Genomic DNA, 24,613 nt, shown 5'->3' with positions numbered 1-24,613 from the left:
GTCATGAAGACTTTGGTGATATTGGCGTGCCTAATGGTGACCTCAAACGCATTTGCAGAATGCGCGACGAATGCCCGCGGTGAAACCGTATGCGGCAACGGGCAGACCGCGGGCGGCTATAACCGGAACACCGGCACGGCCTGGACCTCCCAGACGAACCAGAATGGTGTGCGGACGACCCAGACCAACCGCGGCGGCGAGGCGAAGACGAAGAACGGCAAAGGTGTGGTTCGCGGCCCAGGTGGGACCACCTGTTACCGGACCGCGAACAGTCACGGCTGCAACTGACGGCGCTTGTGCCACCACCGCATTCATTGGACATCGGGTAAAGAGCGGATGAATACCAAGACGCACAAGCTACCTGCGGAGGTGGCTGAAAACCTTGCCAGGTTCGACCACACGGTTCTTGTGTTGCAGGGCGGTGGAGCACTGGGTGCTTATCAGGCCGGTGTATTCGCCGGCTTGACCGAGGCTGGAATCGCCCCTGACTGGATTGCCGGCATATCGATCGGGGCAATCAATGCCGCGCTGATTGCGGGCAATCCGCCGGAGCGACGCGTCGGTCGACTTCGCGAATTCTGGGAGCGCGCGTCGGCGCGGACATCGGTCGCGCCACCGGCTTCGCTGGACCCCGTACGTCCGCTATTCAATGCCGTAAGCGCGGCGTGGACGGTCATCCTTGGCGTCCCGGGCTTTTTTGTGCCGCGCGTGCCGCCGCCATTTCTGGCCGCTCCGGGCAGCCTGGGTGCGCTCAGTTTCTACGACACCCAGCCACTGAAGGCAACACTCGAGGAACTGGTCGACTTCGATCTCATCAACCGCAAGACGGTGCGCCTTTCGCTGGGTGCGGTCAATGTGCGCTCGGGCGCATCGGTCTATTTCGACAATACGAAGACCCTGATCGGTCCCGAGCATGTGATGGCAAGCGGCGCGCTGCCTCCGGGCTTCCCTCCTGTGCCTATCGGCGGCGAGTGGTATTGGGACGGCGGAATCTCGTCCAATACGCCGTTGTGGTACGTGGTTGACGAGGCACAACGAATCAGTGCGCTGGTTCTGCAGGTCGATGTGTTCAGCGGCGCCGGCGAGCTGCCGCAGAACCTGCAGCAGGTTCAGGAGCGGGCCAAGGACATTCAGTATGCGAGCAAGGCGCGCTTGAGCGCCACCCGCGTCAGCGAGATCGAGGAACTGCGTGCGTCACTTCGCCGGGTGCTCGATAAACTGCCGCAAGCGCTGCTGGCCGATCCCGATGTGCAGCGGCTCGCTGCGGTCAGCACGCGGGGAGAGGTTGCGCTGGTGCGATTCACCAACCATCACAACACGCGCTCGTCAGACTTCAAGGACTACGAGTTCTCGCGAACAACCATGAACGATTTGTGGGAAGGGGGGCTTGGCGACGTGCGCAATGCGATCGCGCGACAGGCGTGGCGCAATGTCGTGGAGCTCGCCAGGGGGATTCACTTGTTCGACCTCACCCCCATAGACCCCGCGCAACAGGAGCACACACCATGACCGAAGCCGAAGTGAAAGCGCGTGCTTTCGCGATGCCGCTCACGAGCCCCGCATTTCCACCGGGACCGTATCGTTTCGTCGATCGCGAGTTCCTGATCGTGACCTACCGGACCGATCCCGACATACTGGCCGAAGTGATACCGAAGCCACTGGAAATGACTGATCCGATCGTCAAGTTCGAATTCATCCGCATGCCCAATTCGACCGGTTTTGGCGACTACACCGAAAGCGGCCAGGTCATTCCGGTGCGGTTCCAGGGGCAGCCCGGCAGCTACGTGCACGCCATGTATCTGGACGACATGGCACCGATCGCGGGCGGGCGCGAAATATGGGGATTCCCGAAGAAGCTTGCGTCGCCCCAGTTGCGCGTCGAAAAGGACACGATCGGCGGCGTGCTGCGATACGGCCCGGTTCCGATCGCAGTGGCCACGATGGGCTACAAGCATCGCGAACTGCCGCACGACAGGATTCTCGCGTCGCTGTCGGCGCCGAACTACCTGCTGAAGATCATTCCGCACGTGGATGGCACAGTACGAATCTGCGAACTGGTTCGTTATTTTTGTGAGGACATTACCGTCAAAGGCGCGTGGGAGGGCCCCGCCGCACTCGAGCTTTTCCATCACGCGCTCGCGCCCGTCGCTGCGCTGCCGGTGCGCGAAGTGATATCCGGCGTGCACATTCTGTCGGATCTGACGCTCGGCCTCGGCACGGTAGTCCACGATTATCTTGCCAAGTAGCACCCGATGCGATTCTTTCCTGGCCCACAATGGCCGATGATCAGTTCCATTGCTGACTGGATATCGGAAGGCCGCCATGCGACATCCTCTGATTGCTGCTCTATTGGTCCTTTCAAGCGCATGCTTTGCCGCGACGGATTGCGATCAGGTAAAGAACAATTGCGCCGAATCCTATAACGGCTACGTCCAGGCATGCGGCGATTCCCCGGATCGGCGTGCGGGGATTTGTCGGGCGGAGGCCTATAACAAATATATCGACTGCCTCAGGGCTGGCGGCTGCGGCGGGTAGGATAAGAAGGACCAGCGCAAAAGCGGTATCTTCGATCGTGTCGATGGGCGCACCTACAGCGACCGTGCTGATGACGAAGCAGCCTGTGACTGCACTGTTACGGCGATGGCGGCCAGGTTCACGCCCCTGCCTGCCCAATCGAACGCCGGAGATCGAGCGTCTCATGGTGAAACCGCGCAAGCGACTCGCGGTGCGCTACGCTGACGATCGCCGCCATCGGCAGCCGGTCGTTGAGCAGCCGATACAAGTGCGCTTCGTTTGCCGCATCAAGTGCGCTTGTCGCTTCATCAAGAAACACGTAGTCAGGCTTGTGCAAGAGCACACGTGCTACCGCCAGCTGCTGCAGTTCCCCGGGAGAAAGAATACGCGTCCAGTGGTCAGATTCGTGCAATCGGCCAACGTAGCCGTCCAGCCGGCACATGCGCAGTACCTCGCGGCACTCGTCGTCGCTGTAGGTGCTGGCTGGTGCAGGATAGGTGAACGCGGCCTTCAGCGTGCCGATTGGCAGGTAGCCCTGCTGCGGAATGAACATCATGCGCGCGTCCACGGCCACGTCGATCGAGCCGTTGCCGAATGGCCAGAGACCGGCGAACGCGCGCAACAGCGTGCTCCTTCCCGAGCCGGACGGCCCGCACACGAGCCAGCGCGAACCGGGTTTGACGGCGATGTCGCGCACATTCGCGAGTACCTCGCCGTTGGGCAGTGCGAGCGTGAGATCGTGCGTAACGAGTTGCTGCTCGTCGACGTAGTGCAGGTTGATGCCGCCATGCTCGGTGGCGGGCGACACGGACTCTTTCAGATGGGAGTGCCGCATGACGCGCTTGAACTCACGCAAGCGATTGACCGTCGCGCGCCACTCGACCAGCGTGCCGTAACTATTGATGAACCATGAAAGTGATTCGCTAACCGAACCAAACGCGTCGGCGACTTGCATCAGCGTGCCGAAACTGAACGCGCCTGCGAAATAATGGGGCGACGCTACCGCGATCGGAAAGATGTCGGCGATCTGGCCGTACAAGTCGACCACGAAGCTGTAGCGCCTCGTGTACTTTATGAAGCGCCACCAGTTTTCGCGAATCCGGCCGAACAGATCTTTCGCGTTCGATTCCTCGGTTCGCATGCCGTCATGGAACGCAATCTGCTCGGCGTTTTCGCGCAGACGGATCAGGCCGAAACGAAAGTCTGCCTCGACACGCTGCATCTGGTAGTTGATCGACACGAGCGGGTGACCGACCTTGTTGGTGACGAGCGAACCCGCGATCGCATACGCGATGGCTGCCCAAAACATGTAGCCGGGAATCTGGACGGGCGTGCTGCCGATCGTGACGGTCAGCGCCCCCGCCGTGCTCCACAGCACGACCGAGAACCAGGCGAGCGTCTCGATTGTCGAGAGCAGGTCGAGCGTGAGCGAAAGCGTTGTGGCGGCAAACGAACCGAGGTCGACGGCAATCCGCTGATCGGGGTTGTCGGCGAGGCGGTCGCGTTCGATGCGGTAGAAGGTGCTGTCGCTCAGCCATTCCTGGAGGTAGCGCGCGGTCAACCATTGGCGCCACCGGAAGCCGAGCTTCTGGCGCAGATAGCGGTTGTAGATGGCGATGATGACGAACGCGATCGCAAGCACACTGAAAACCAGCATCTGTTGCGGGAATTCGTGGATGTCCCTGCGTTCCAGTGCGTTGTAGAAATCGCGGTTCCACGTGTTCAGCCGGGCGTTGATGCCGACCAGAAGCAGGTCCATCCCGATGATCGCGATCAGCAGGCCCCACGCGATGCCGCGTTCTTCCGAGACCCAGTACGGACTGGTCAGGCTCCAGGCCGAGATACGGTCGACTTGCCCGGATGCGGGGCTGGAAGACTGGCTGGACTTCATCGAACCCCTCGCGCGGATCTCCCGCAACGGGCTCTCGAATGACACATCACGCCTTCCCACATGGCTAGCTGCTACCAGGGACCGGACGGACGCGTGTGGTTCAATCCTGGCGATGCGCGGCCGCAATCACGTCGCGTGCGAGCAACAGCAGGAAATGGCGATCGCGTTGTGCGCGTTATCCGGTTCGAATCGCCTGGCTAACGCAAGTTCGTTCGGATCGCCGCTACGATATCGCGGCTCACTGCAGCAATCGCACGATTGTGCGCGGCGATGAGCGCGTCGTAACCCTGCCCCTGCACGGCCTCGTGCGCGACTGAGCGGCCTGTAATCGTCGCTGCCTTTCCTGGTGGCCATATCACCCACAGTGCTTCGATCGTGGCCGAATCGCCCGAAAGCGACTCGAACCTCATCACGTCCACGCGGACCCGCCAGGCCGGCGTAGCACCCACGCCGCTATCGAACACGTTCACCTGGGTCGAACCGAGCAGCATGCCGATATCGGCCGCGATCACGCGCGCGATATCCGTCTTCAGCGGCTCGGCCCAGCGCGCGAATTCATCGATGTCCACGCGGCTGCCGGCCGCGCGCGTGACGATCTGCGGCCGGTCGACGACTTCAGGCACGGTCACCGGGCTGACAACGACATGAACCGGCGCAGCGGCGCCGGCGCCGGTAAGCGTCGCGTCGGGACTCAGCGTGTAGAAGCGGGCCGTCGGCGAACTGCCGCACCCGACAAGCAGCCCCGCGAGCAGCAACACTGCGACGCGCGTATGGATGCGTTTCATGGCTTGCTCTCCGACTTGCCCCGCACCAGTGCTTCCGGATGGCGCTCGAGGTAGTCCGCCAACGTCCTGAACGCCGCGGCCGTGCGGGCGATCTCCCGCATCGCGTCGCCGGTGTTCTGCTGCAGCTCCGAGCCCGGCTGCAACGCGCTGTTCGCCGAATCGAGCGCGGAGTGCGCCGATGCCAGCGTTTCGCGCGCCTGCGGCACCACCGTGTCGAGCTGCTTGAGCAGCAGGTTGGCGCTCGCCAGCGTCTGTTGCGCGTTGTTGCCGATCTTGTCGAGCGGAATGCCGTTGAGTTTCGCTATCAGGTGTGTTACCGAATCCTGCAGCGATTGCAGCGATCCCGGAATCGCCGGCAATTCAGGCGGGTTTGCGGCCCAGTCGATCGTCGCCTTCGGTGCATCCGGAAAGAAATCGAGCGCGACATAGAGTTGCCCGGTCAACAGGTTGCCGGTCCTCAGCTGCGCGCGCAGCCCGTACTCCACGAGCACGTTCCCCAATTGTTCGGGACGCTGGGAAAGGCGCCCGCCTTTTGCGCCGGTCCGGTAGCGCGACGTGAAACGCTCCGGATACAGGTTGATTTCGACGGGAATGCTGAACTTGCGGGTTTCGCGATCGAAGCGCGTATAGATGCCCGTCACTTCGCCGACCGTCACGCCGCGGAAATCGACGGGTGCCCCGACCACCAGGCCGCGCACCGATTCGGTGAAGTTCACCAGATACTTCACGACGATCCGGTCGTGCCGCTTCATCGCCTCCGCCCGGTCGTGGAACAGCGTGAACGGCGCGCCAGTTGCCGCGACCGGCTGATCGAGCGAATCGACGGGCGTCTCGAACGCGATGCCGCCGATCATGATCGACACCAGCGATTGCGTTTCGACCCGCAAGCCGTCGGTGCTCAACGCGACGTCGATGCCGCTCGCGTGCCAGAAGCGCGAGTCGGCATTCACGAACCGGTCATACGGCGCATTGATGAACACCCGCAGCGTCACGCCCTTGCCGTCCGGATCGAGCGCGTAGCTAACGATCTGTCCGACCTGGAGTCGCCGAAAATAGACGGGCGAGCCGACGTCGACCGATCCCATGTTCTCGCTCTTCAGCACGAACTCGTGACCGGGCTCGTCGCTCGTGAAAACCGGCGGGGCTTCGAGGCCGGTGAAAGCGCGGCGCTCGGCCTTCGCATCGCCGACGTCGGTGCCGATGAATGAACCGGACAACAGCGTGTTGAGACCCGACACCGTGCCGCCGGAAATGCGCGGGCGCACGACCCAGAAGCGCGTGTTGTCGACCAGCAGCGTCGTCGCGTCCTTGGAGATATCGGCGGTCGCGACCACGCGTTTGTGATCGGTGGACAGCACCACCGACCTGACGACGCCGATATCGACGTTCTTGAACTTGATCTTCGTCTTCCCGGCTTCGAGACCTTCTCCGGTCCGGAAGGTGATCGTGATCGTCGGGCCTTGCTCGATGACGGCCTTCACCGCCAGCCATCCGCCGATCAGCACCGCGACGATCGGCACGAGCCACACGAGTTGCATGCGCCAGCGCGAGCGCGTCGTCGCGACGGCGTCCGGTATGTCCGGCATGTCAGGCTTCTGCTCGGGGCCACCCATGATGCTGCTCCCCAGTGTCCCAGATCAGGCGGGGGTCGAACGTCGTCGCTGCGAACATCGTCAGCACGACCACCGCCCCGAACGCGATCGCCGCAGGACCGGCCTTGATCGTCGCCAGCGCCTGGAACTGAACGAGCGCGACGAGCATCGTGATCACGTAGATGTCGAGCATCGACCAGCGCCCGACGAATTCGACCATTCGATAGATGCGCGTGCGCTGCTCCGGCAGCCATCGCGAATGCCGCTGGGCCGTGAACGCGAGATACGCGAGCGCAATGATCTTGAGCAGCGGCACCGCGATGCTCGCGACGAACACCACGACCGCGAGCGGCCACGATCCGGAGACCCACAGATAGACGACGCCGCTCAGGATCGTGTCCTTCTGCGCACCGAACAGCGAGCTCGTGTACATCACCGGCAGCACGTTCGCGGGGATGTAAAGGACGATCGCGGCGATCAGGAGCGCCCACGTGCGCGACAGGCTCGCGGGCTTGCGCACATGCAGCGCGGCGCCGCAGCGCGGACAGGCCAGGTCGTGCGCATCGGCCGGCGCGCGGGCGATCAGCCCGCAATCGTGGCACAGCACGAGGCCGCAATCGGCTGCGGTGACAGCGCCGCCGTGCGGCGCGGGCACGCCGCTGCCGATGCCGCGCCCGCCACCGCCCCGCGCCGCGTCGATCCGCGACCACAGTTCATGCGCATCGAATGCCGCGCCGGCGGCGGCGAGCACGAGCATCAGCGCGCCGAACGAATAGAGCGCGACGCCTGTCACGACGCTCGCGATGTGGGCCAGCTTGACCAGCGCCACCAGCAAGCCGAGGATCAGCACTTCCGTCATCCCCCACGGCGCCGCGAGGTGGCAGAGCCGAAACACGAGCGCCGCGCCCGCGGGCACGCGGTTCGACCGCAGCGGCAACAGCAGCCACAGCATGCCGGCGATCTGCACGAACGGCATCAGCATCGTGGTCGCGAACACGAGGCCGGCGAGCGGCCAGATCCCGTCCGCATACAGCACGCGCACGGATCCGGCCAGCGTCGTTTCGACAACCGTCCCGCCGACCGACAGGCCGACGATCGGGTACAGGTTGGAAATGACGAACAGCACGCCCGCGGCCGCGGCAAACGCCAGCGCGCGCGTCAGGCTGTCCTCGCGGTTCCGGTAGAGCTCCGCGTGGCAGCGCCGGCAGCGCAGCGCGCCGCCGGGCGCCACCGGCACGTTGCGCTGGAGCAGGTCGCATTCGTGGCAGACGACAAGACCGGCGCGGTTCATTTCGGCCCCTCGTCGGCCACGGGCCGATCGGCGGCGGCGTGCGGCGGCGCGGTCATCCGCTCGGCCGTGACGACCCAGCCCCCGCCCATCGCCATGTAGAGATTGACGAGCGACGTGAGCGTCGTGCCGCGCGTCTGTGTGTACGACAGCTCCGCATTGAACAGCGTGCGCTCCGCGTCGAGGACCTCGATGTAGCTCGTATAGCCTTCCTCGTAGCGCATCCGCGCGAGGTGCTCGTACGTGCGCAACGCGTCGATCTGCCGGCCCTGCGTCTCCAGTTGCTCGCGCGATTTCTGCAGCGCGATCAGCGCGTCCTCGACCTGCTGGAACGCCACCTCGATCGCCTTCTGGTAGCTGTAGAGCGCTTCCTGCTGCCGTGCGTTCGCCTGGCGCACCTGCCCCGCGATGTTGCCGCCCGTGAAGATCGGCTGCGTGACCGAGCCGGCAAACGACCATACGCGCGCGGGCCCGGTGAAGAGATTCGAGAACCGCGCGCTGACCGAGCCGAACAGTCCGGTGAGCGAAATCGACGGGAAGTACAGTGCGCGCGCCGCGCCGATCAGCGCATTCTGCGCGACCAGGTTCTGCTCGGCCTGAAGCAGGTCCGGCCGGCGCTCCAGCAGGTCCGACGGCAGGCCCGCGGGCACGACCGGAGTCGCGAGATCGGCCAGCTCGCGACCGCGCATGATCGGGCCCGGGTTGCGGCCGAGCAGCACGGACAACGCATCTTCCTGCTGCGCGATCTGCGTTTCGAGCTGCGGGATGGAAGCCTGAGTCGACTCGTATTCGGACTGGCTTTGCGCCAGTTCCATCTGCGACACCTCGCCGCCCTTGAAGCGCGCGGTGAACACGCGGACGGATTCGGCACGGCTCATGGTCGTGGCTTTCGCGATTTCGAGCTGGCGGTCGAGGCTGCGCAGCGTGATGTAGGACGACGCGACCGACGCCACCAGCGTGAGGATCGTCGCGCGGCGCGCGTCCTCGCTCGCGCGCAGGTTCGCGCGCGCGGCCTCGGTCTCGCGCCGGACCTGGCCGAACAGATCGATGTCCCACGCCGCGGACAGGCTCGCCTGGAACTGGTTGGAGACCGGCGATACGGTCGCCGGCAGCGGAATCGCACCGCTTTGCGACGAGCGCTGGCGCGACGCTTCGAAGCCCGCGCCGACCTGCGGGAACAGCGCCGAGCGGGTCGACATGAACTGGCCGAGGAACTCGTCGACGCGCGCCGACGCGACCTTGACGTCGCGGTTTTCCGCGAGCGCGGTCGCAATCAGTTCGTTCAGCGCCGGATCCTGGAACTGCTCCCACCACGCGGTATTGGCGACGTCGGCCGCCTCCGTCGACTGGAAGCGGAACGTGGCCGGCACGTCCACTTTCGGACGCACGTAGTCCGGGCCGAGCAGGCAGCCGCTCAACCCCGCCAGCAGGATCGGCGCGCCGAGGCGCCAGAGTGCAGCGCGGCGCATGTCAGTCGTCCTCGCGCCGCGCCGACGGCGCGGCATGCGGCGAGCCCGGCCCCGACTCGGACGGAGGCGGCGCGGCCTGTCCGCGCGAGCGCGACGACAGCGCCTCGAGCAGGTAATAGAACATCGGGATGAAGAACACGGCGATCGCCGTGGCCCCGAGCATCCCGCCGATGACGCCCGTGCCGATCGAGTGACGGCTGTTCGCCGATGCGCCGAGCGCGATCGCCAGCGGCACGACGCCGAGGATGAACGCGAGCGAGGTCATGACGATCGGCCGCAAGCGCTCTTCCGAGGCCGTGAGCGCCGCGTCGTAGGGCGACGCGCCCGCATCGCGGTTGATCACCGCGAACTCGAAGATCAGGATCGCGTTCTTGGCGGCCAGCGCCACCAGCATGGTCAGCCCGATCTGGAAGTAGACATCGTTGTTGAGCCCGCGCAGCAGGATCGCGACCAGCGCGCCGAACATCGCGAACGGCACCGCCATCAGCACGCCGAACGGCAGCGACCACTTCTCGTATTGCGCCGCGAGAATCAGGAACACCATGATGAGACCGAACACGAACACGAGGCCGGACGTGCCGCCCGACTTGCGTGCCTCGTAGGCCTCGCCGCTCCACGCGACGTCGTAACCTGGCGGCATCCGCGCGGCGATCTCCTCGAGCGCGGCGATGACCTGGCCGGAGCTGTAGCCGGGGGCCGCATTGGCCGTGATCATGACCGCGGGGAAGTTGTTGAATCGCGTGATCAGGTCCGGGCCCGTCACGTACTTGTAGGTCACCACGGACTTGAGCGGCACCATGTTGCCGTTCGTGCTGCGCACGTAGATCTGGTCCAGGTCCTGCGGCTTGAGGCGGTAGGACGGCTCCGCCTGCAGGATGACCTGCCAGAGCCGGCTCGCCCGGTTGAATTGCGACACGTAGAGCGAGCCGAACATCGTCTGCATCGCGCTGTACACGTCCTGGATCGGCACGCCGAGTGTCTCGGACTTGTCGCGATCCACATCGACCAGAAGCTGTTGCGACGATGCGTTGAAGGTCGACGTCACGCCCGACAGCTCCGGCCGTGCTTTCGCCTTGTTCACGAATTCCTGCACGACACCCGCCAGTTGCGCAATCGACGCGTCGCCCTTGCTCTGCACCCATACTTCGGTGCCGCCGGTCGTACCGAGCCCCGGAATCGATGGCGGGTTGACGGGAATGACGATCCCCTCCTTGATCCTGGACAGCGCCAGATACGCATCGACCAGCACGGCGCGGGCGTTCTGCGTCCTGATGTTCGCGAACTTGTAGCGCTCGTCGAAGCCCTTCAGGCCGACGAAGAACGTGCTGGCATTGTTCTTGTTCTGGCTGTCGAGCAGACTGTAGCCGTCGACCGTCGTCACGCTGCCCACTGCCGCCTGCTTCATGAAGTAGTCGGCCACCCGCTGCGACACGTCGCCCGTGCGGTCGAGGCTCGCCGCATCCGGCATGATGATCGCGCCGAGCAGGTAGCCCTGATCTTCCGGCGGCAGAAATGCACCGGGAATCGTCCTGAACATCAACACCGTCAGCACGATCATGCCGCCGAACAGCACGAGCGCGAGCACGAAGCGCTTGATGACGAACCTGACCGCGCGCGTGTAACCGGCCGTCAGCCGCGCGAACACGTTTTCGAACCATCGGAAGAAGCCCTTCTTCTCGTGGTGCGTGCTCGTGAGCAGCAGCGCGGCCAGCGCCGGCGACAACGTCAGCGCGACGACGCCCGAGATCACCACCGAAATCGCGATCGTGATCGCGAACTGCTTGTAGAGCTGCCCCGTGATGCCGCCGAGAAACGCGACCGGCACGAACACCGCGCACAGCACCAGCACGATCGCCACCACCGGCCCGGCCACCTCGTCCATCGCGCGCTTGGCGGCCGCCTTCGGATCGAGCTTGTGCACCGTCATGTTGCGCTCGACGTTCTCGATCACGACGATCGCGTCGTCGACCACGATGCCGATTGCGAGCACCATCCCGAACAGCGTCAGCATGTTGATCGAGAAGCCGAGCAGCGCCATGCCCATCGCCGTGCCGAGAATCGACACCGGCACGGCCAGCACCGGGATGAGGGTGGCGCGCAGGCTTTGCAGGAACACGAACACGACGATCACGACCAGTACGAGCGCCTCGAAGAAGGTGTGCACGACGTCGGTGATCGACGCGCGCGTGAATTCCGTCGTGTCCATCGCGATCTCGTAATCGAGTCCTTCGGGAAACGACTTCTTCATGTCAGCGAGCGTCGCGCGCACCTGTTTCGACACATCGAGCGCATTGGCGCCCGGCTGCTGGTAGACCGCGATGATCGTGGCCGGCTTGCCCTGAAAGCGGCTGCGGATCGAATAGTCCTTCTGCCCCAGCTCGGCCCGCCCGATGTCCTTGAGGCGGACGATCGCCGTGCCCTGGCTCGCGGCCCGGACGATGATGTTGTCGAAGTCGGCGGGCTCGGCAAGGCGGCCCGGCGTCGTCACCGCGAACGACTGCTCGACCGCGCCGCCGGTCGGCGCCTGACCGAGCCGCCCGACTGCGAACTGCTGGTTCTGGTTGGCGACCGCGCGCTGGACGTCGGCTGCGGTGATGCTCAGTTGCGCCATGCGGTCCGGCTTCAGCCAGATGCGCATCGCATAGTCCGGCGTGCCGAAGATGGCGGACTGGTTGGCCCCGCCGATGCGCTTGATCGCATCGAGCACGTAGATGTTCGCGTAGTTCGCGATATAGGTCGCGTCGTAGCGTTCCTGCGGCGAATAGATCGCGATGACCATCATGAACGCCGACGATTTCTTCTGGATCTGCACGCCCTGCGCCTGAACCGACTGCGGCAGTTGCGGCAGCGCCAGGTTCACGCGGTTCTGCACGTCCACCTGTGCGAGTTCGGGGTTGGTGCCGATCTCGAAGAACGCATTGATCGTCAGGTTGCCGGTCGACGAGCTGGACGAGTTCATGTAGATCATGTTGTCCGCGCCGTTGACCTGCTGCTCGATCGGCGCGGCCACGTTGTTGGCGACGACGTCCGCGCTCGCGCCCGGATAGGACGCCGCAATCGTGATCTGCGGCGGCGTGACGTCCGGGTACTGGGCCACCGGCAGCGCGAGCATCGTCAATGCGCCGCCCAGCGTGATGACGATCGAGATGACGGACGCGAAGATCGGCCGGTCGATGCAGAAGTGGGAGATGTTCATGAAGCCGCCCCGTCACTGGGCCGCGGCGACGCCGGCTCCGCTCGCGGCCGACGGCGCCGCCGCGGGAACGATCTTCAGCGGCGTATCCGGCGCCACGCGGATCGCCCCGTCGACCACCACGCGCTCGCCGGCCTTCAGCCCGTCGGTGATGAACCAGTCGTCGCCGTGCCACTCCCCGACTTCGACGACGCGCTGATGCGCCTTCGATTCATTGTCGACGACCCATACGTAGTGACTCTTCGCGCCCTGCAGGACGGCGCGCTGCGGCACCAGCACCGCGCCGGGCCGCGTCGCGCCGGACACGCGCGCGCGCACGAACTGCCCGGGCCGCAACGTGCCGTTCGGGTTGTCGAACACGGCGCGCACCAGAAACGTTCCGGTGTCGGTGCTGAATGCCGGGTTCGCGAAGTTGATCCGACCGCGCTGCGGAAATTCCGTGCCGTCGGCAAGCACGAGCGTCACGACGAAATCGTCGTTCGCCGGAAAACGCAGCTTCCCGCGCGTGATTTCGTCGCGGTACTTGAGCATCTCGTTCTCCGAAATACTGAAGTTCACCCACATCGGGTCGAGCTGGTACACGTAGGTGAGCAGTCCCGCGGCGGTGGCCGTGACATAGCTGCCGTCCTGCTGCCGGGCAAAGCTCGACAGGCCGGTGATCGGCGACTTGATCGTCGTGTAGCTGAGATTGAGCTGCGCCGTCTGCACCTGCCCCTGTGCGGCGATCACCGCGGCCTCGGCCTGCTGCACGTTGCCGACCGCGTCGTCCAGGTCCTTCTTGCTCAGCGCGTTCTGCGCGGCGAGCGGCCTGACGCGTGCAAGGTTTTCCTTCGCGACGTTGAGCCTCGCCTGCTGCTGCGCCAGCTGGCCCTTCGCAGTCTGCAGCGCGGCATCGAACGGCTTGTGGTCCATCAGGAACAGCGTCTGGCCAGACTTCACCATCTGCCCTTCGACGTAGGTGCGCTTGTCCAGGAATCCGTCCACCCGCGCACGAATCTCGACCTCGTGCGAACTCTGCGTCTGCGCGGTGAATTCGAAGTCCACCGGTGTATCGCGTGGCGCGACCGTCACAACCGTCACGTCAGGCGCGCCGAGCTTCGGGATCGCCGCCGGCTTCTTGCATCCTGCGCAGACGGCGAGGGCCGCGATCAGCGGCATCGAACAAATGAGGGTTACGGGCTTCATGGGATGATTCCCGACGCTACATCGCCGTGCAGTCTCCGAACACGACCACGGCGTCTTCGCGATTGACCAGTGTCGCAGTCATCGTCCCGTCGCGCGTATCGAGCACGAGTGTCCACGCGAAGCCGAGTTCGGTGCCCTGCATCGCGATCTGGTTCTGGCCTTTCTCCATGAATTGAATCGGTGAGTTCCGCGCGGGTCCGGCAATCGTCTTCTTGACGAAGTCGATCGACAGGAACCTCGGCGCACCGAGGTCCGCGGGCAGCGCACGCGCGCAAGGAAAACCCGGATCGCACGCGTGAGCCTCGACCGTCGCGCACAGCAACGGCTTGCTTCCATCGAAATCGCCTGCGCATGCGCCTGCACAATCCAGCAGGAAGGTCGCCACCCATGCCGTACGTACGAGGTTGTTCATGGCTGATTCCACCGCTCGCTCCGATACTATTGGCTCGTGTAGCCCCGCCCGTTCATGCATGCGGTCACGGCGCGCGTAAATGTCGACAGCTGGCTCGCGGTGCTGCTCTGCGTGGCCTGCTCCTGCTGGGCGGCGGCCTGCTCCCGGCGAAGCCGCCGCATGCCGCCGCCGGCCGTGCCGGTGATTGCGCCGATCGCCGCGCCCTTGCCGGCATCGCCGGCGATCGCACCAATCGCGGCCCCCATGGCGGCACCGCCTGCAGCGCCTCGCACCACGCCACCCTGTGGCGGTGGCGGAGCGGACGGAGAAGCGGCGCGCTGCGCGAGGGCAACCGGATCGACGCCCGTGGTCTGCTTTGCCCACACCTGGCATTCCGCCGTGTCGGTCTGCTGCTTTTGCGGACTCTGCCCCTTCGCGGGATAGTAGATCGGCTGCTGCGCGCACGCGAAGCCGGCAATCGTCAATGCGATCAGCCCCATCGCGAACGGTGCGAACCGCCGCTTGCGGGCCGCTCCACGCTTGCCTGGCCGTGCAGGCTTCGATTGCTGCAACGCGAATTCCATGTGTGGCCTCGCTTCCACGCTGTCTTCCGATCGCAATCCAGTCCGCCATTCGCCTGCATGCGGCAGGCGATGGACGCCTGCTTCATCGATTGAGGCGGGTAATCTTCGATCCTCTCAAGCCGATCCCGGCCATCAAGCCCTTCTGATCGAAGATGAACGCGTAGATATCGGACTGCAGCGTGGCCGTTGTCAGATTCCTGGCCGCGCCCGCATCGCCGATCACGACGGTCGGCGCCATGCCGACTTCGAAACCGGCACTCGTCTTGAGGTTGTCGAGCGCCTTGTCCGACATGAACATCATCACGTAGCCGTATGTCTGGACACCCGCCTGAAGACCGTAGGTCACCGATGTCGTCGCGTAGTACCCGGTGACCTTGCCGCCCTCGAGCAATTCGCCCGTGCCGTGCGACGCGCCGGCAATGAACCCGGCTCTCACCACGCTCGGAAACACGAGAATGCCCTTGGCCTTGGCCGCGACGTCCTTCGCCTGCGGCGTGGCGGCGTACAGATTCGCGAGCGCTGCCTGCGCATCCTGGTCGAGGACGGCGTCCTCGGACCCGGTACCGGATGCGGACGACGATTGACCGGTCGAGCAGGCTGCCGTCACGGCCAGCAGCGAGATCACAGCCAGGTTGCGAATGCATTCGATCATGATGCGTACTCCCGTTGAATTCCCCCGATCGTGCAAGCCCGCGCCATTCCCCATGGCATCGGCCGCACGTCGTCGGATTCAAGTTTGGTTGCCGCCTACATCAAGAACAATGGGACTTTGGTCCCATATGACACCGGCGGACAGCGGCGCGCGGATATGCCGTCACGGCGGCGACGCGATGCCGAGCGCGGTGCACACGGTCTTGATCAGCAGCGCATCGTTGAACGGCTTGCGCACATACGCGATCGCCCCGGCCGCGAGCGCCTGTTCGCGCACGGCGACGTCGTCGTAGGCGGTGATCACGATGACGGGCACGCCCGTGCCGTCGAGGCGCCGCTGCACCTCGAGTCCGTTGAGCCCGGGCATCTGTATGTCGAGAATCACGCAAGCCGGGCGGTATGAGGGCATCGACGCAAGCGTGTCCAGAAAATCGTCGCCGTTCGTAAACGTGTCCGCGCCGATGCCGACAGATCGCAACAGACGCTTGATCGCCCGGCCCACCGATTCATCGTCGTCGACGACCGCAACGAATGGCTTGACGTTACCCATTGTGAAAATTCCGGATTCGGCCGTTGACCGCGTCACAGCGATCCCGCAGATTGAGGCTATCAGGCGAAGCGCGAAACCGGTATAGGACTTTGGTCCACCGCCGTGACGGACGATGCGCCGAGCGCTCGCTCAGCGATCCGGGCGCACGGATATCGAAGCGCCGATGCCGAGTTTGTCGGCGAGACGCACGAGGTCCGCCAGCGACGCCGCCTCCATTTTCTCCATCACGCGCGCGCGGTGAATCTTGATGGTTTTTTCGGCGATGCCGAGATCGTCGGCGACCTGTTTGTTCAGGCGGCCCGTCACGACGAGCGCCATGACTTCCCGCTCTCGCGGCGTCAGGCGGTCGACGCGCGCCTGGAGGCTCGCGAGTTCCCGGCGGCGTTCGCCCATCTGCATCGAACGTTCGAGCGCGCGCCCGATCGCATCGAGCAGAACCGTGTCGGAGACCGGCTTCGGCAGGAAGTCGGCCGCGCCAGCCTTCATCGCGTCCACGGTCGTGCCGATGTCGCCGTGCCCGGTAATGAAAATGATCGGCAGCGCCGCATCGAGTTCGCGCTGCAATTCGAGTCCGTTCACGTCCGGCAGCTGGAGATCCAGCAGCAGGCACGCGGGGCAATTCGTCGGGTCGGCCGCGGCGAGAAACGCACGCCCCGAATCGAACGCCTCGGCCCGGTAGCCCGCCGAGCGAACGAGCCGCGACAGCGCCTGCCGGACCGAAGGGTCGTCGTCCACGATGAAGACGATCGAAGCGGGATCGTTCATGGCTGCCGGCACGCGCGATTCGGTTCGGCGGCGCCCGTCGCAGGCAACGCGACATGGAACGACGCACCGCGGTCCGCGTTGTTTTCCGCCCAGAGACGGCCACCGTGCGCGGTGATGATCGTCCGGCTGATCGACAGGCCCAATCCCAGCCCGTGCGGCTTCGACGTGAAGAACGGCTTGAAGATCCTGTCGAGCTGGTCGACCGTCAGTCCGTGCCCGCGATCGCATACGCAGATGCGCACCGCGCCTTCGGGCTCGGCCCACACCCGCACGGTGACGACGCGATCCACCGCAGGCCCGTCATGCACCGCGTCGAATCCGTTGAGCAGGAGATTGAGCACGACCTGCTGCAACTGCACACGGTCGCCCCGCACGGCTGGCAACGCATCTTCGATGTCGAGCGTCGTCCGGATGCGGCGCAGGATCGCGTCGCTATGCACGAGCAGCACGACGTCCCGAACGACGCCGCCGACGTCGAGCGGCTGCAGATCCACGTCGCCCTTGCGGACGAGCGCCCGCATTTTCCGGATGATTTCACCCGCGCGGCAATTGTCGTCCACGATGTCCTTCAGGGTCTCCCGCACCTCGGGCAGGTCGATCGGATCCGCTTCCAGGAAACGCTGCGCGGCCTGCGCGTTGCTCAGGATCGCAGTCAGCGGCTGGTTCAGCTCGTGCGCGAGCGACCCCGCCAGTTCGCCGAGCGCGGAGATGCGCGTCAGATGCGCGAGCTCCTGCCGGTTCCGCTGCAATTCGACCCGTTCGCTGCGATCGACGATGACCGCGAGCCGGGTCGGCGCGCCGTCGACGCAGCATTCGCTGATCGTCACTTCCACCGGGAAATCGGCTCCGTCGCTGCGTCTCGCCATCACTGACTGCATCGACTGCACCGGCGGCGGCACGCGTGGCGCAACCTGCGCGGCCGGCGCATTCCACTCGACGCTCGCCGGACAGTCGGGAAACAGCATCCGACCGGACGCGCCGGTCAATCCGTCGCCGTGGTAACCGAACAGTGCCCTCGCCTTTTCATTGGCAAAAACGATTTCATTACGCTCGTTGAAACCGACGATCGCCACCGGCACGCGTTCGAACGCATCGCGCATCGGCGTTGCCGTTTCGCGATGATCCGGATCGTGTTTCAAGCGCTTGCCGAACCAGGGGATGCGCGCTGCCGCGTCCGTCGCGCGGCGCAGTGCCGGCGGAATGTGCAGGCCCGCATGCGCGAGGATGCCTTCGCCGCGGGGTTCCCGCCGCGGTGCGGCGCATTGCAGCGCCATGGTGCCGGACGGCACACTGCGCCCACGCGCGTGACGAGATGATTGCCGGCCTGCCGGGCCGCTGCGCGCGCCGACCGGCGATTGCCGTTGCGTGCGCAAGTTATGTAAGCGCCACACGAACGACGTCATGGCCGCCGCCAGCACAACCTCGGTACCTAGCGTAGGGAGAGACATGACTGTTTTTCTCCGTGGCGACGCGCGGCGCCCCTGCGCTGTGACGCCTGCCGCGGCGCGCAGTCGCTCCGGCAGTCCGCCCGCTGAACGGACCGCGACAAGCGCGATGCTCCACCGTGTTCCGGCGCTTCATGCGTGGTGCTGCGTTGCGCTACCTGCCGTCAGAAAATCCGCGACGTGAGCCGCGATTACTCGCGTACACGCAAGAAATTCTAGGTATACCGAATGATTCGATTCCAGTTCCGACGGCATCTTTCGCCGTCGTAACGCGATTATTTTCAATTGGCTTGATCGAAGTCATTGATATGCCGGGACGCCGTTCATCGCATCAATCGCGATAGCACGATCACGTACAGCGCCGACGCGGCGAGCTGGCACAGCGTCACCGGCAGCCCGATCCGCAGGAATCGCACGAAAGTGACCGGCGCGCCCTGGCGCGCGCAGATGCCCGCCGAGACGATATTGGCCGACGCGCCGATCAGCGTCGCGTTGCCGCCGAGCGTCGCGCCGAACATCATCGCGACGAATACCGGAATCGCGACGGTCGGCCAATGCGTGAAATGCGCCGACAGCGCCGTTTCGGGCACGACCTCGGCCGCCACCAGATAGCCCTTGATCATCACGATCGACGCCGCGGCCACGGGGACGTTCGCCAGCAGGCTCGACAGGATGCCGATCGCCGCGATCACGGTCAGTGCGACGAGCGTGAGCTGGGCGCCGAACAGGTTATGGAGCCGCAGTGCCATGACCTGGAGCATGCCCGTCTTCACGATCGCCTGAACGAGACAGAAGATGCTGGCCAGAAACACGAGCGTCTTCCAGTCGACGTCGCGCAACACGCTGTCGGTCGGCTCGACGCGCGCCGCATAGCCGACGAGCAATGCGAGCGCGCTGGCGATCAGCGCGGCGGCCGGGGGTACGATCGGCGACGGAAGATGCTCGCCGAACACGAACAGGCCCACCATCGCCGCCAGCACCGCGAGCGTGAGGCTCGCATAGACCGGTCGCTCGATGCGCGCCGATGCGCGTGCCGGCGGCAACGACCGCCGCAGATTCCACACGCCCGGCATCAACCAGGGCAAGAGCGGCACGACGATCGCGATCGCCATGACGCCGCCGAGGCTCACATGGCGCAGATAGAACCCGAACGTCATGCCGACCGAGCTGCCGACGAGGTAGGTCGCAGGGTCGCCGACGATCGTCAGCAAGCCTGCGCAATTGCTGATGATCGCAGTCAGGATCATCGGTGGCGCGATGTCCACGTCGAGCGCCTGTGCGACCCGAATGATGACGGGCGCGAGCAGAACGACCGTCGTCGCATTCGGCAGCACCGCGCAGAGCGGCGCGACAATCAGGATCAGCAGAAGCAGGAACCGCCTGCCGCTGCCTCGCGTCGCACGCAAGTAGTAGTCGCCGACCACATCGAATATGCCGGTCGTGCCGAGAATGCGCGCCACGACCATTCCCCCGAACAACAGACTCAGCGGCCCGCTCGAACCACGGAACGCGTCGGCAATGTCCTGGGCGGTCAGGATGCCGAGCGCGACCAGCAAGCAACTGCCGACCAGCGCGGCAACCGCCATGTCGACAAGATCGAACGCAATGACGAGAATGACCGCCGAGAAGACGGCAAGCACGACGACGATCTGGAGTTCGCTCATGAGCCGGGTCTCCTGGGCTAGCGCAAGGGCGGCGCGTACATCAGCCCCCCCTGCGTCCAAAGCCGGTTCGGCCCGCGCTCGAGACCGAGCGGGCTGCGCGGCCCGAGATTGCGCTCGAACATTTCGCCGTAGTTGCCGGCCGCCTGCACGGCGCGCAGCATCCAGCCGGGCGCAACGCCCAGGTTGCGGTCGACTTCGTCGTCGGCGACGAGCGATGCCCGCACCGCCGCCTCTTGCGACCGGTGCGCGACATTCTCCCGGGTGAGACCGAGTTGTTCGGCACGCACCAGCGCGATCAGGACCCAGCGCACGAGAACGAGCCATTTCGCATCGTCGTCCCGGACGACCGGGCCCAGCGGCTCCTGCGAAATGCGCTCCTGCATGATGAACCAGGACGCCGCGCCGCCCGGCGCATTCACGCGCGCGGCGGCGAGTTGCGACGCATCGCTCGTCCACGCGCGACAGCGGCCGGAGAATAGCGCGGCAGTCGCGTCGGCCGTCGACGCGACCACGACCGGCAGCAGGTTCAAGCCGTTCGCGGCCGAATACGCGAGCAGATGGTCCTGGCTCGTCGTATCCTTCTTCACGCAAACGGTCGCGCCCTTGAGGCCCTCTGACGTCTGCGGCGCGCCCTGCGCCTTCGTCATGAACGTCTGGCCGTCGTAAAAGAGCACGCCCGCGAACTGCACGCCGAGCGTGCCTTCGCGGAGCAACGTCCAGCTCGTGTTGCGGGCGAGCAGATCGATCGCGCCTTCGCGCAGCGCCGGGAAGCGCTCCGATGCGCGAAGCGGAATGTAAGCGACCTTGTCCGGACTGCCCAGCGCGGCGGCCGCGACTGCCCGGCAGAAATCGACGTCGATCCCGGTCCAGGTGCCCGATGCGTCGCGAGCCGAAAACCCCGCGATCCCCTCGCTGATGCCGCAGCGCAGCACGCCGCGCGAGCGCACCTGGCCAAGCGTTGCGCCATCCGCCGCTCGTGCGTCGGGAGTCGCGCCGATCAGCACCGCGCCGATCAGGGCGATACATCGAAGCATTCGACCCACGCGCGTCATGGCTTTCCCCATTTGTTCGGCGTTCGTTTGCGGGCAACCAGCATCTATTATGTGCGCCCGCCGGGGCGAGGTTGGAACTTTCGCCCCCTTATTTTCGGACGGCGGGTCAACCCTAGGCCGATTCCGCGACCCGCACCTTGATGTCCGCATCCAGACGCGCAGCATTCGCCTCGGCCTCGGACGCCGACATCAGTTCGCCTTCCCACTTCGCGACCACCGCGCTGGCGATCGAGTTGCCCACCGCGTTCGTCGCCGAGCGACCCATGTCGAGGAACGTGTCGACGCCGAGAATGAGCAGCAGCCCCGCTTCCGGGATGTCGAACTGATGCAGCGTCGCCGCGATCACGACGAGCGACGCACGCGGCACGCCGGCCATCCCTTTCGACGTCAGCATCAGGATCAGCAGCATCGTGATCTGCGTGCCCAGCGACAGGTGAATGCCGTACGCCTGCGCGATGAACAGCGACGCGAACGTGCAGTACATCATCGAGCCGTCAAGGTTGAACGAATACCCCATCGGCATCACGAAGCTCGAAATCTTGCGGCGGACGCCAAAACGATCGAGCGCATCGAGGATCTTCGGGTACGCCGCTTCGGAGCTCGCCGTCGCGAACGACAGCATGAACGCTTCCTTGATCAGCACCAGCAGCTTGAACACGCGGCGGCCGAGGAACAGCAGTCCGGCGGCGACGAGCGTGGCCCACAGCAGGAACAGGCTCACATAGAAGTCGCCCATGAACACCGCGAACTTCAGCAGGATCGACAGACCGTTGACCGCAACGGTCGACGCCATCGCTGCCAGCACCGCGAACGGTGCGAACTTCATCACGTAGCCGGTGATCTTGAGCATCACTTGCGACAGCTGCTCGATCGCGGCGACGAGAATCTTCCCGCGCTCGCCGAGCGCCGCGAGCGCGATGCCGAAGAACATCGAGAACACGACGATCTGCAGGATCTCGTTATTGGCCATCGCCTCGGCGAACGACTTCGGCACCATGTGGCCGACGAAATCCTTCAGCGTGAACTTGGCCGTCGCGAGGTTCGCCGACGCGCCAATGTCCGGCAGCGGCAGGCCGAGGTGCTGGCCGGGCTGGAGCACGTTTGCCATCAGCAGCCCGAGCAGCAGCGAGATCAGCGACGCCGTGAAGAACCAGCCGAGCGCCTTCGCGAATACGCGCCCCACCGATGCCGCGTCGCCCATGTGCGCGATGCCGACGACGAGCGTCGAGAACACGAGCGGCCCGATCACCATCTTGATCAGGCGCAGGAACACATCGGATACGAGCGAGATGTAGCCGGCGATTTCCACGGCGGCTTTCTTGTCGGGAAACTGCGTGTAGATCATGTAGCCGATGATGATGCCGATCACCATCGCGATCAGGATCCAGATTGCCGCGGGTATTCTTTTGTTCATACGGAGATTCAGTGCACGGTGACCGCGCAAAAATGAATAAGACACGCGCTCCCGTGGCGTACCGCAGGAGCGCGTTGCGAACATGTCGTACTGCTGTTGATGGCCAGGTGCTGGCCGGACTGTCGCCAGGACCGGATTCGCAGGATCGCGAACGCGTCAACCTGGCGATGCAGCGTCGAACGGTCAGTAGCCGAGGGCCGATCCGGCCGGGCGGCGCGGGTCGTTGTAGCCGTAGATGAAGCCGACGCGTACGTTGCCGGACACCGACGAGTCGTTCCCCGAACTCTTCCGGCTCGCCGCCTCGGTACCCGGCAAGCCGACCAGGATCAGCTCTGCGGCGCCCCACGGCGTTTCTTCGACCATCTTGTAGCCCATGTTGCGCATGATCGCGAGCGTGTCGGGCGACAGGCCGTACGTTTCGTAATACACCTCGTCAGGCAGCCATTGCTGGTGGATGCGCGGCGCAGCGACCGCATCTTGCGGCGTCATCCCGTAGTCGATCACGTTCAGCACCGTCTGCAGCGTGATCGTGATGATGCGCGAGCCGCCCGGCGACCCGACCACCATGAACACCTTGCCGTCCTTCTTCACGATGGTCGGCGCCATCGACGACAGCGGACGCTTGCCCGGCGCGATCGCGTTGCGCGTTCCCTGCACGAGGCCGAACAGGTTCTGCGCACCGACCTTCACGGTGAAGTCGTCCATTTCGTCGTTCAGGAAGAAGCCCGTCCCCGGAGGAATGACCACCGCACCGAAACGACCGTTGACCGTATAAGTGGTCGAGACCGCGTTGCCCGCACGATCGATGATCGAATAGTGGGTCGTTTCCGGCTTCTCGTGCACACCGAGACCGGGCTGCACATCGACCGACGCCGTCGCCACGTCGCCGCTGATGCGCTTGCGGATTTCCGCCGCGTATTCCTTGCTCGTCAGCTTGTCGACCGGATTGCTGATGAAGTTCGGATCGCCGAGCAGCGTGTTGCGGTCCTCGTAAGCGTGCCGCATGGCTTCGCTCATGTAGTGAAGCGCAGACGCGGAATGGTAGCCAAGCTTGCGCAGGTCATACCCTTCCAGCACGTTCAGCGTCTCGCAAAGCGTCACGCCGCCGGAGCTCGGAGGCGGGGCCGAGATGAACTCGTAGCCGCGATACGTGCATTTCAGCGGATCCATGTCCTCTGCGCGATAGGACGCGAAATCGCCGGCCGTGATGACGCCGCCCGCCTGCTTCGAAGCGGCCTCGACGATCTTCGGAATGTCTCCGCGATAGAACGCCTCGGGCCCCTGCGCCGCGATTCGCTCCAGCGTGCGCGCCAGATCCTTCTGGACCAGACGGTCACCCGGCTGGAGCGGCGTGCCGTCGGGCCGCAGGAAGATGCGGGCCGCCTCCGGATCCGACTTGAAACGCTGAACCGTCGTGTCGAGGATGTCGGTATCGCCCCGCGTCAGGATGAAGCCGTCACGCGCGAGCCGAATCGCGGGCGCCATCACCTGCTTGCGCGTCAGGTTGCCGTATTTCCGCTGCGCGAGATCCAGGCCGGCGACGGTGCCCGGCACGCCGACCGCGCGATAGCCATAGAGGCTTTCGCCCGGACGGACATTGCCCGACGTGTCGAGATACATGTTGGCCGACGCGGCAGCCGGCGCGGTTTCCCGGAAATTGATGAACCGGTCGCGACCGTCAGCCAGGTGAATGGTCATGAAACCGCCGCCGCCGATATTGCCGCAGCACGGATTCGTGACGGCCTGAGCGTAGCCGACCGCAACAGCGGCATCCACTGCGTTGCCACCCTCCTTCATGATCTCGACGCCGATTTCCGACGCGAGGTGCTGCGACGAAACGACCATGCCATTCCTGGCTTCAACCGCAGGGTCCGAAGCGGCGACCGCACACAAATGCATTGCCGACAACAGGGTGAGTACAGCGAGCCGCCTCATGACGAAATCCTCCAAACAAGAACAGGGCGATGCCGGGATGCGAAGCCATTTCGTGGCTTACCTGCCCCGCCAACTTTTTTGTGTAATGCCTGATACAACCCAGCGAGGCCGCGATCATAGCACGCCGATTTTTGCGCCAAAAACCTAGGGTTAACACCTGATTTCGAACAGAAAGCTTGAAATGTGATTCAATCGTAATGTTTGTGTTATTACACAGTAGGCATGTGATTTGTTCTCGCTGGCGT

Annotated in this window: 20 protein-coding genes; 3 read left to right on the top strand and 17 right to left on the bottom strand. The window is 64.8% G+C overall.

Annotation, left to right across the window (positions count from 1 at the left end):
• Positions 1-3: 3 nt before the first annotated feature.
• From ACV229_RS00285 to ACV229_RS00275, 3 genes are read left to right on the top strand one after another with little or no spacing between them, the layout of a single operon-like run.
• The gene (locus ACV229_RS00285; RefSeq protein WP_448081113.1) at positions 4-288 is read left to right on the top strand and encodes a hypothetical protein; all 285 of its coding nucleotides are present in this window, start codon (positions 4-6) and stop codon (positions 286-288) included.
• Positions 289-336: 48 nt separating this feature from the next.
• On the top strand, positions 337-1,509 hold the full coding sequence (locus ACV229_RS00280; protein WP_448081112.1) for a patatin-like phospholipase family protein: 1,173 nt from the start codon (positions 337-339) through the stop codon (positions 1,507-1,509).
• The gene (locus ACV229_RS00275; RefSeq protein ID WP_448081111.1) at positions 1,506-2,246 is read left to right on the top strand and encodes an acetoacetate decarboxylase; all 741 of its coding nucleotides are present in this window, start codon (positions 1,506-1,508) and stop codon (positions 2,244-2,246) included. The genes ACV229_RS00280 and ACV229_RS00275 overlap by 4 nt, the downstream gene beginning before the upstream one ends.
• Before the next feature lie 407 nt (positions 2,247-2,653).
• On the opposite strand, the gene ACV229_RS00270 is transcribed toward ACV229_RS00275, so the two are convergent.
• From ACV229_RS00270 to ggt, 17 genes are all read right to left on the bottom strand, one after another.
• Positions 2,654-4,405: an ABC transporter ATP-binding protein/permease gene (locus ACV229_RS00270; RefSeq protein ID WP_448081110.1), complete on the bottom strand. Its 1,752-nt coding sequence runs from the start codon at positions 4,403-4,405 to the stop codon at positions 2,654-2,656.
• Positions 4,406-4,602: 197 nt separating this feature from the next.
• Positions 4,603-5,190, bottom strand: coding sequence for a PqiC family protein (locus tag ACV229_RS00265; protein WP_448081109.1), 588 nt, complete (start codon positions 5,188-5,190; stop codon positions 4,603-4,605).
• Positions 5,187-6,803 (bottom strand): PqiB family protein, encoded by a 1,617-nt coding sequence (locus ACV229_RS00260; RefSeq protein WP_448081108.1) that lies wholly within the window; start codon positions 6,801-6,803, stop codon positions 5,187-5,189. The genes ACV229_RS00265 and ACV229_RS00260 overlap by 4 nt, the downstream gene beginning before the upstream one ends.
• A complete protein-coding gene (locus ACV229_RS00255; protein WP_448081107.1) occupies positions 6,778-8,073 on the bottom strand; it encodes a paraquat-inducible protein A in 1,296 nt (431 codons plus the stop codon). Before ACV229_RS00255 ends, ACV229_RS00260 begins: the two co-directional genes overlap by 26 nt.
• Entirely contained in the window at positions 8,070-9,539 is a 1,470-nt protein-coding gene (locus tag ACV229_RS00250) for an efflux transporter outer membrane subunit (RefSeq protein WP_448081106.1), read from the bottom strand. The genes ACV229_RS00255 and ACV229_RS00250 overlap by 4 nt, the downstream gene beginning before the upstream one ends.
• Before the next feature lies 1 nt (position 9,540).
• The gene (locus ACV229_RS00245; protein ID WP_448081105.1) at positions 9,541-12,735 is read right to left on the bottom strand and encodes an efflux RND transporter permease subunit; all 3,195 of its coding nucleotides are present in this window, start codon (positions 12,733-12,735) and stop codon (positions 9,541-9,543) included.
• 12 nt (positions 12,736-12,747) lie between these two features.
• On the bottom strand, positions 12,748-13,917 hold the full coding sequence (locus tag ACV229_RS00240) for an efflux RND transporter periplasmic adaptor subunit (protein ID WP_448081104.1): 1,170 nt from the start codon (positions 13,915-13,917) through the stop codon (positions 12,748-12,750).
• Between the two features lie 16 nt (positions 13,918-13,933).
• A complete protein-coding gene (locus ACV229_RS00235) occupies positions 13,934-14,329 on the bottom strand; it encodes a hypothetical protein (RefSeq protein ID WP_448081103.1) in 396 nt (131 codons plus the stop codon).
• A gap of 26 nt (positions 14,330-14,355) precedes the next feature.
• Positions 14,356-14,892, bottom strand: coding sequence for a glycine zipper family protein (locus tag ACV229_RS00230; RefSeq protein WP_448081102.1), 537 nt, complete (start codon positions 14,890-14,892; stop codon positions 14,356-14,358).
• 82 nt (positions 14,893-14,974) lie between these two features.
• Positions 14,975-15,544, bottom strand: a complete 570-nt coding sequence (locus tag ACV229_RS00225) for a lipid-binding SYLF domain-containing protein (protein WP_448081101.1) — start codon at positions 15,542-15,544, stop codon at positions 14,975-14,977.
• A 162-nt stretch (positions 15,545-15,706) separates the two neighbouring features.
• Positions 15,707-16,093 (bottom strand): response regulator transcription factor, encoded by a 387-nt coding sequence (locus ACV229_RS00220; protein ID WP_448081100.1) that lies wholly within the window; start codon positions 16,091-16,093, stop codon positions 15,707-15,709.
• Positions 16,094-16,222: 129 nt separating this feature from the next.
• Entirely contained in the window at positions 16,223-16,858 is a 636-nt protein-coding gene (locus ACV229_RS00215; RefSeq protein ID WP_448081099.1) for a response regulator transcription factor, read from the bottom strand.
• Positions 16,855-18,132 (bottom strand): PAS domain-containing sensor histidine kinase, encoded by a 1,278-nt coding sequence (locus ACV229_RS00210; protein WP_448081098.1) that lies wholly within the window; start codon positions 18,130-18,132, stop codon positions 16,855-16,857. Before ACV229_RS00210 ends, ACV229_RS00215 begins: the two co-directional genes overlap by 4 nt.
• Positions 18,133-18,626: 494 nt before the next feature.
• A complete protein-coding gene (locus ACV229_RS00205) occupies positions 18,627-19,967 on the bottom strand; it encodes an SLC13 family permease (RefSeq protein WP_448081097.1) in 1,341 nt (446 codons plus the stop codon).
• Positions 19,968-19,984: 17 nt separating this feature from the next.
• Positions 19,985-21,001 carry an amino acid ABC transporter substrate-binding protein gene (locus ACV229_RS00200; RefSeq protein WP_448081096.1) on the bottom strand — a complete coding sequence of 339 codons (1,017 nt, stop codon included), beginning with the start codon at positions 20,999-21,001 and terminating at the stop codon, positions 19,985-19,987.
• A 130-nt stretch (positions 21,002-21,131) separates the two neighbouring features.
• Entirely contained in the window at positions 21,132-22,433 is a 1,302-nt protein-coding gene (locus tag ACV229_RS00195; protein ID WP_448081095.1) for a dicarboxylate/amino acid:cation symporter, read from the bottom strand.
• Between the two features lie 183 nt (positions 22,434-22,616).
• Positions 22,617-24,368, bottom strand: a complete 1,752-nt coding sequence (gene ggt / locus ACV229_RS00190) for a gamma-glutamyltransferase (RefSeq protein ID WP_448081094.1) — start codon at positions 24,366-24,368, stop codon at positions 22,617-22,619.
• Between the last annotated feature and the right edge of the window lie 245 nt (positions 24,369-24,613).

It is taken from the genome of Burkholderia sp. MR1-5-21, from assembly GCF_053427715.1.
This window is presented reverse-complemented; position numbering and strand designations above follow the sequence as displayed.

What these genes read in the sequence shown, in the direction of transcription:
- ACV229_RS00245 (WP_448081105.1), bottom strand. Translation starts at nt 12,735, where the DNA reads ATGAACATCTCCCACTTCTGCATCGACCGGCCGATCTTCGCGTCCGTC.
- ACV229_RS00250 (WP_448081106.1), bottom strand. Translation starts at nt 9,539, where the DNA reads ATGCGCCGCGCTGCACTCTGGCGCCTCGGCGCGCCGATCCTGCTGGCG.
- ACV229_RS00230 (WP_448081102.1), bottom strand. Translation starts at nt 14,892, where the DNA reads ATGGAATTCGCGTTGCAGCAATCGAAGCCTGCACGGCCAGGCAAGCGT.
- ggt (WP_448081094.1), bottom strand. Translation starts at nt 24,368, where the DNA reads ATGAGGCGGCTCGCTGTACTCACCCTGTTGTCGGCAATGCATTTGTGT.
- ACV229_RS00195 (WP_448081095.1), bottom strand. Translation starts at nt 22,433, where the DNA reads ATGAACAAAAGAATACCCGCGGCAATCTGGATCCTGATCGCGATGGTG.
- ACV229_RS00255 (WP_448081107.1), bottom strand. Translation starts at nt 8,073, where the DNA reads ATGAACCGCGCCGGTCTTGTCGTCTGCCACGAATGCGACCTGCTCCAG.
- ACV229_RS00205 (WP_448081097.1), bottom strand. Translation starts at nt 19,967, where the DNA reads ATGAGCGAACTCCAGATCGTCGTCGTGCTTGCCGTCTTCTCGGCGGTC.
- ACV229_RS00215 (WP_448081099.1), bottom strand. Translation starts at nt 16,858, where the DNA reads ATGAACGATCCCGCTTCGATCGTCTTCATCGTGGACGACGACCCTTCG.
- ACV229_RS00220 (WP_448081100.1), bottom strand. Translation starts at nt 16,093, where the DNA reads ATGGGTAACGTCAAGCCATTCGTTGCGGTCGTCGACGACGATGAATCG.
- ACV229_RS00200 (WP_448081096.1), bottom strand. Translation starts at nt 21,001, where the DNA reads ATGCTTCGATGTATCGCCCTGATCGGCGCGGTGCTGATCGGCGCGACT.
- ACV229_RS00260 (WP_448081108.1), bottom strand. Translation starts at nt 6,803, where the DNA reads ATGGGTGGCCCCGAGCAGAAGCCTGACATGCCGGACATACCGGACGCC.
- ACV229_RS00270 (WP_448081110.1), bottom strand. Translation starts at nt 4,405, where the DNA reads ATGAAGTCCAGCCAGTCTTCCAGCCCCGCATCCGGGCAAGTCGACCGT.
- ACV229_RS00280 (WP_448081112.1), top strand. Translation starts at nt 337, where the DNA reads ATGAATACCAAGACGCACAAGCTACCTGCGGAGGTGGCTGAAAACCTT.
- ACV229_RS00285 (WP_448081113.1), top strand. Translation starts at nt 4, where the DNA reads ATGAAGACTTTGGTGATATTGGCGTGCCTAATGGTGACCTCAAACGCA.
- ACV229_RS00265 (WP_448081109.1), bottom strand. Translation starts at nt 5,190, where the DNA reads ATGAAACGCATCCATACGCGCGTCGCAGTGTTGCTGCTCGCGGGGCTG.
- ACV229_RS00275 (WP_448081111.1), top strand. Translation starts at nt 1,506, where the DNA reads ATGACCGAAGCCGAAGTGAAAGCGCGTGCTTTCGCGATGCCGCTCACG.
- ACV229_RS00225 (WP_448081101.1), bottom strand. Translation starts at nt 15,544, where the DNA reads ATGATCGAATGCATTCGCAACCTGGCTGTGATCTCGCTGCTGGCCGTG.
- ACV229_RS00210 (WP_448081098.1), bottom strand. Translation starts at nt 18,132, where the DNA reads ATGGCGCTGCAATGCGCCGCACCGCGGCGGGAACCCCGCGGCGAAGGC.
- ACV229_RS00240 (WP_448081104.1), bottom strand. Translation starts at nt 13,917, where the DNA reads ATGAAGCCCGTAACCCTCATTTGTTCGATGCCGCTGATCGCGGCCCTC.
- ACV229_RS00235 (WP_448081103.1), bottom strand. Translation starts at nt 14,329, where the DNA reads ATGAACAACCTCGTACGTACGGCATGGGTGGCGACCTTCCTGCTGGAT.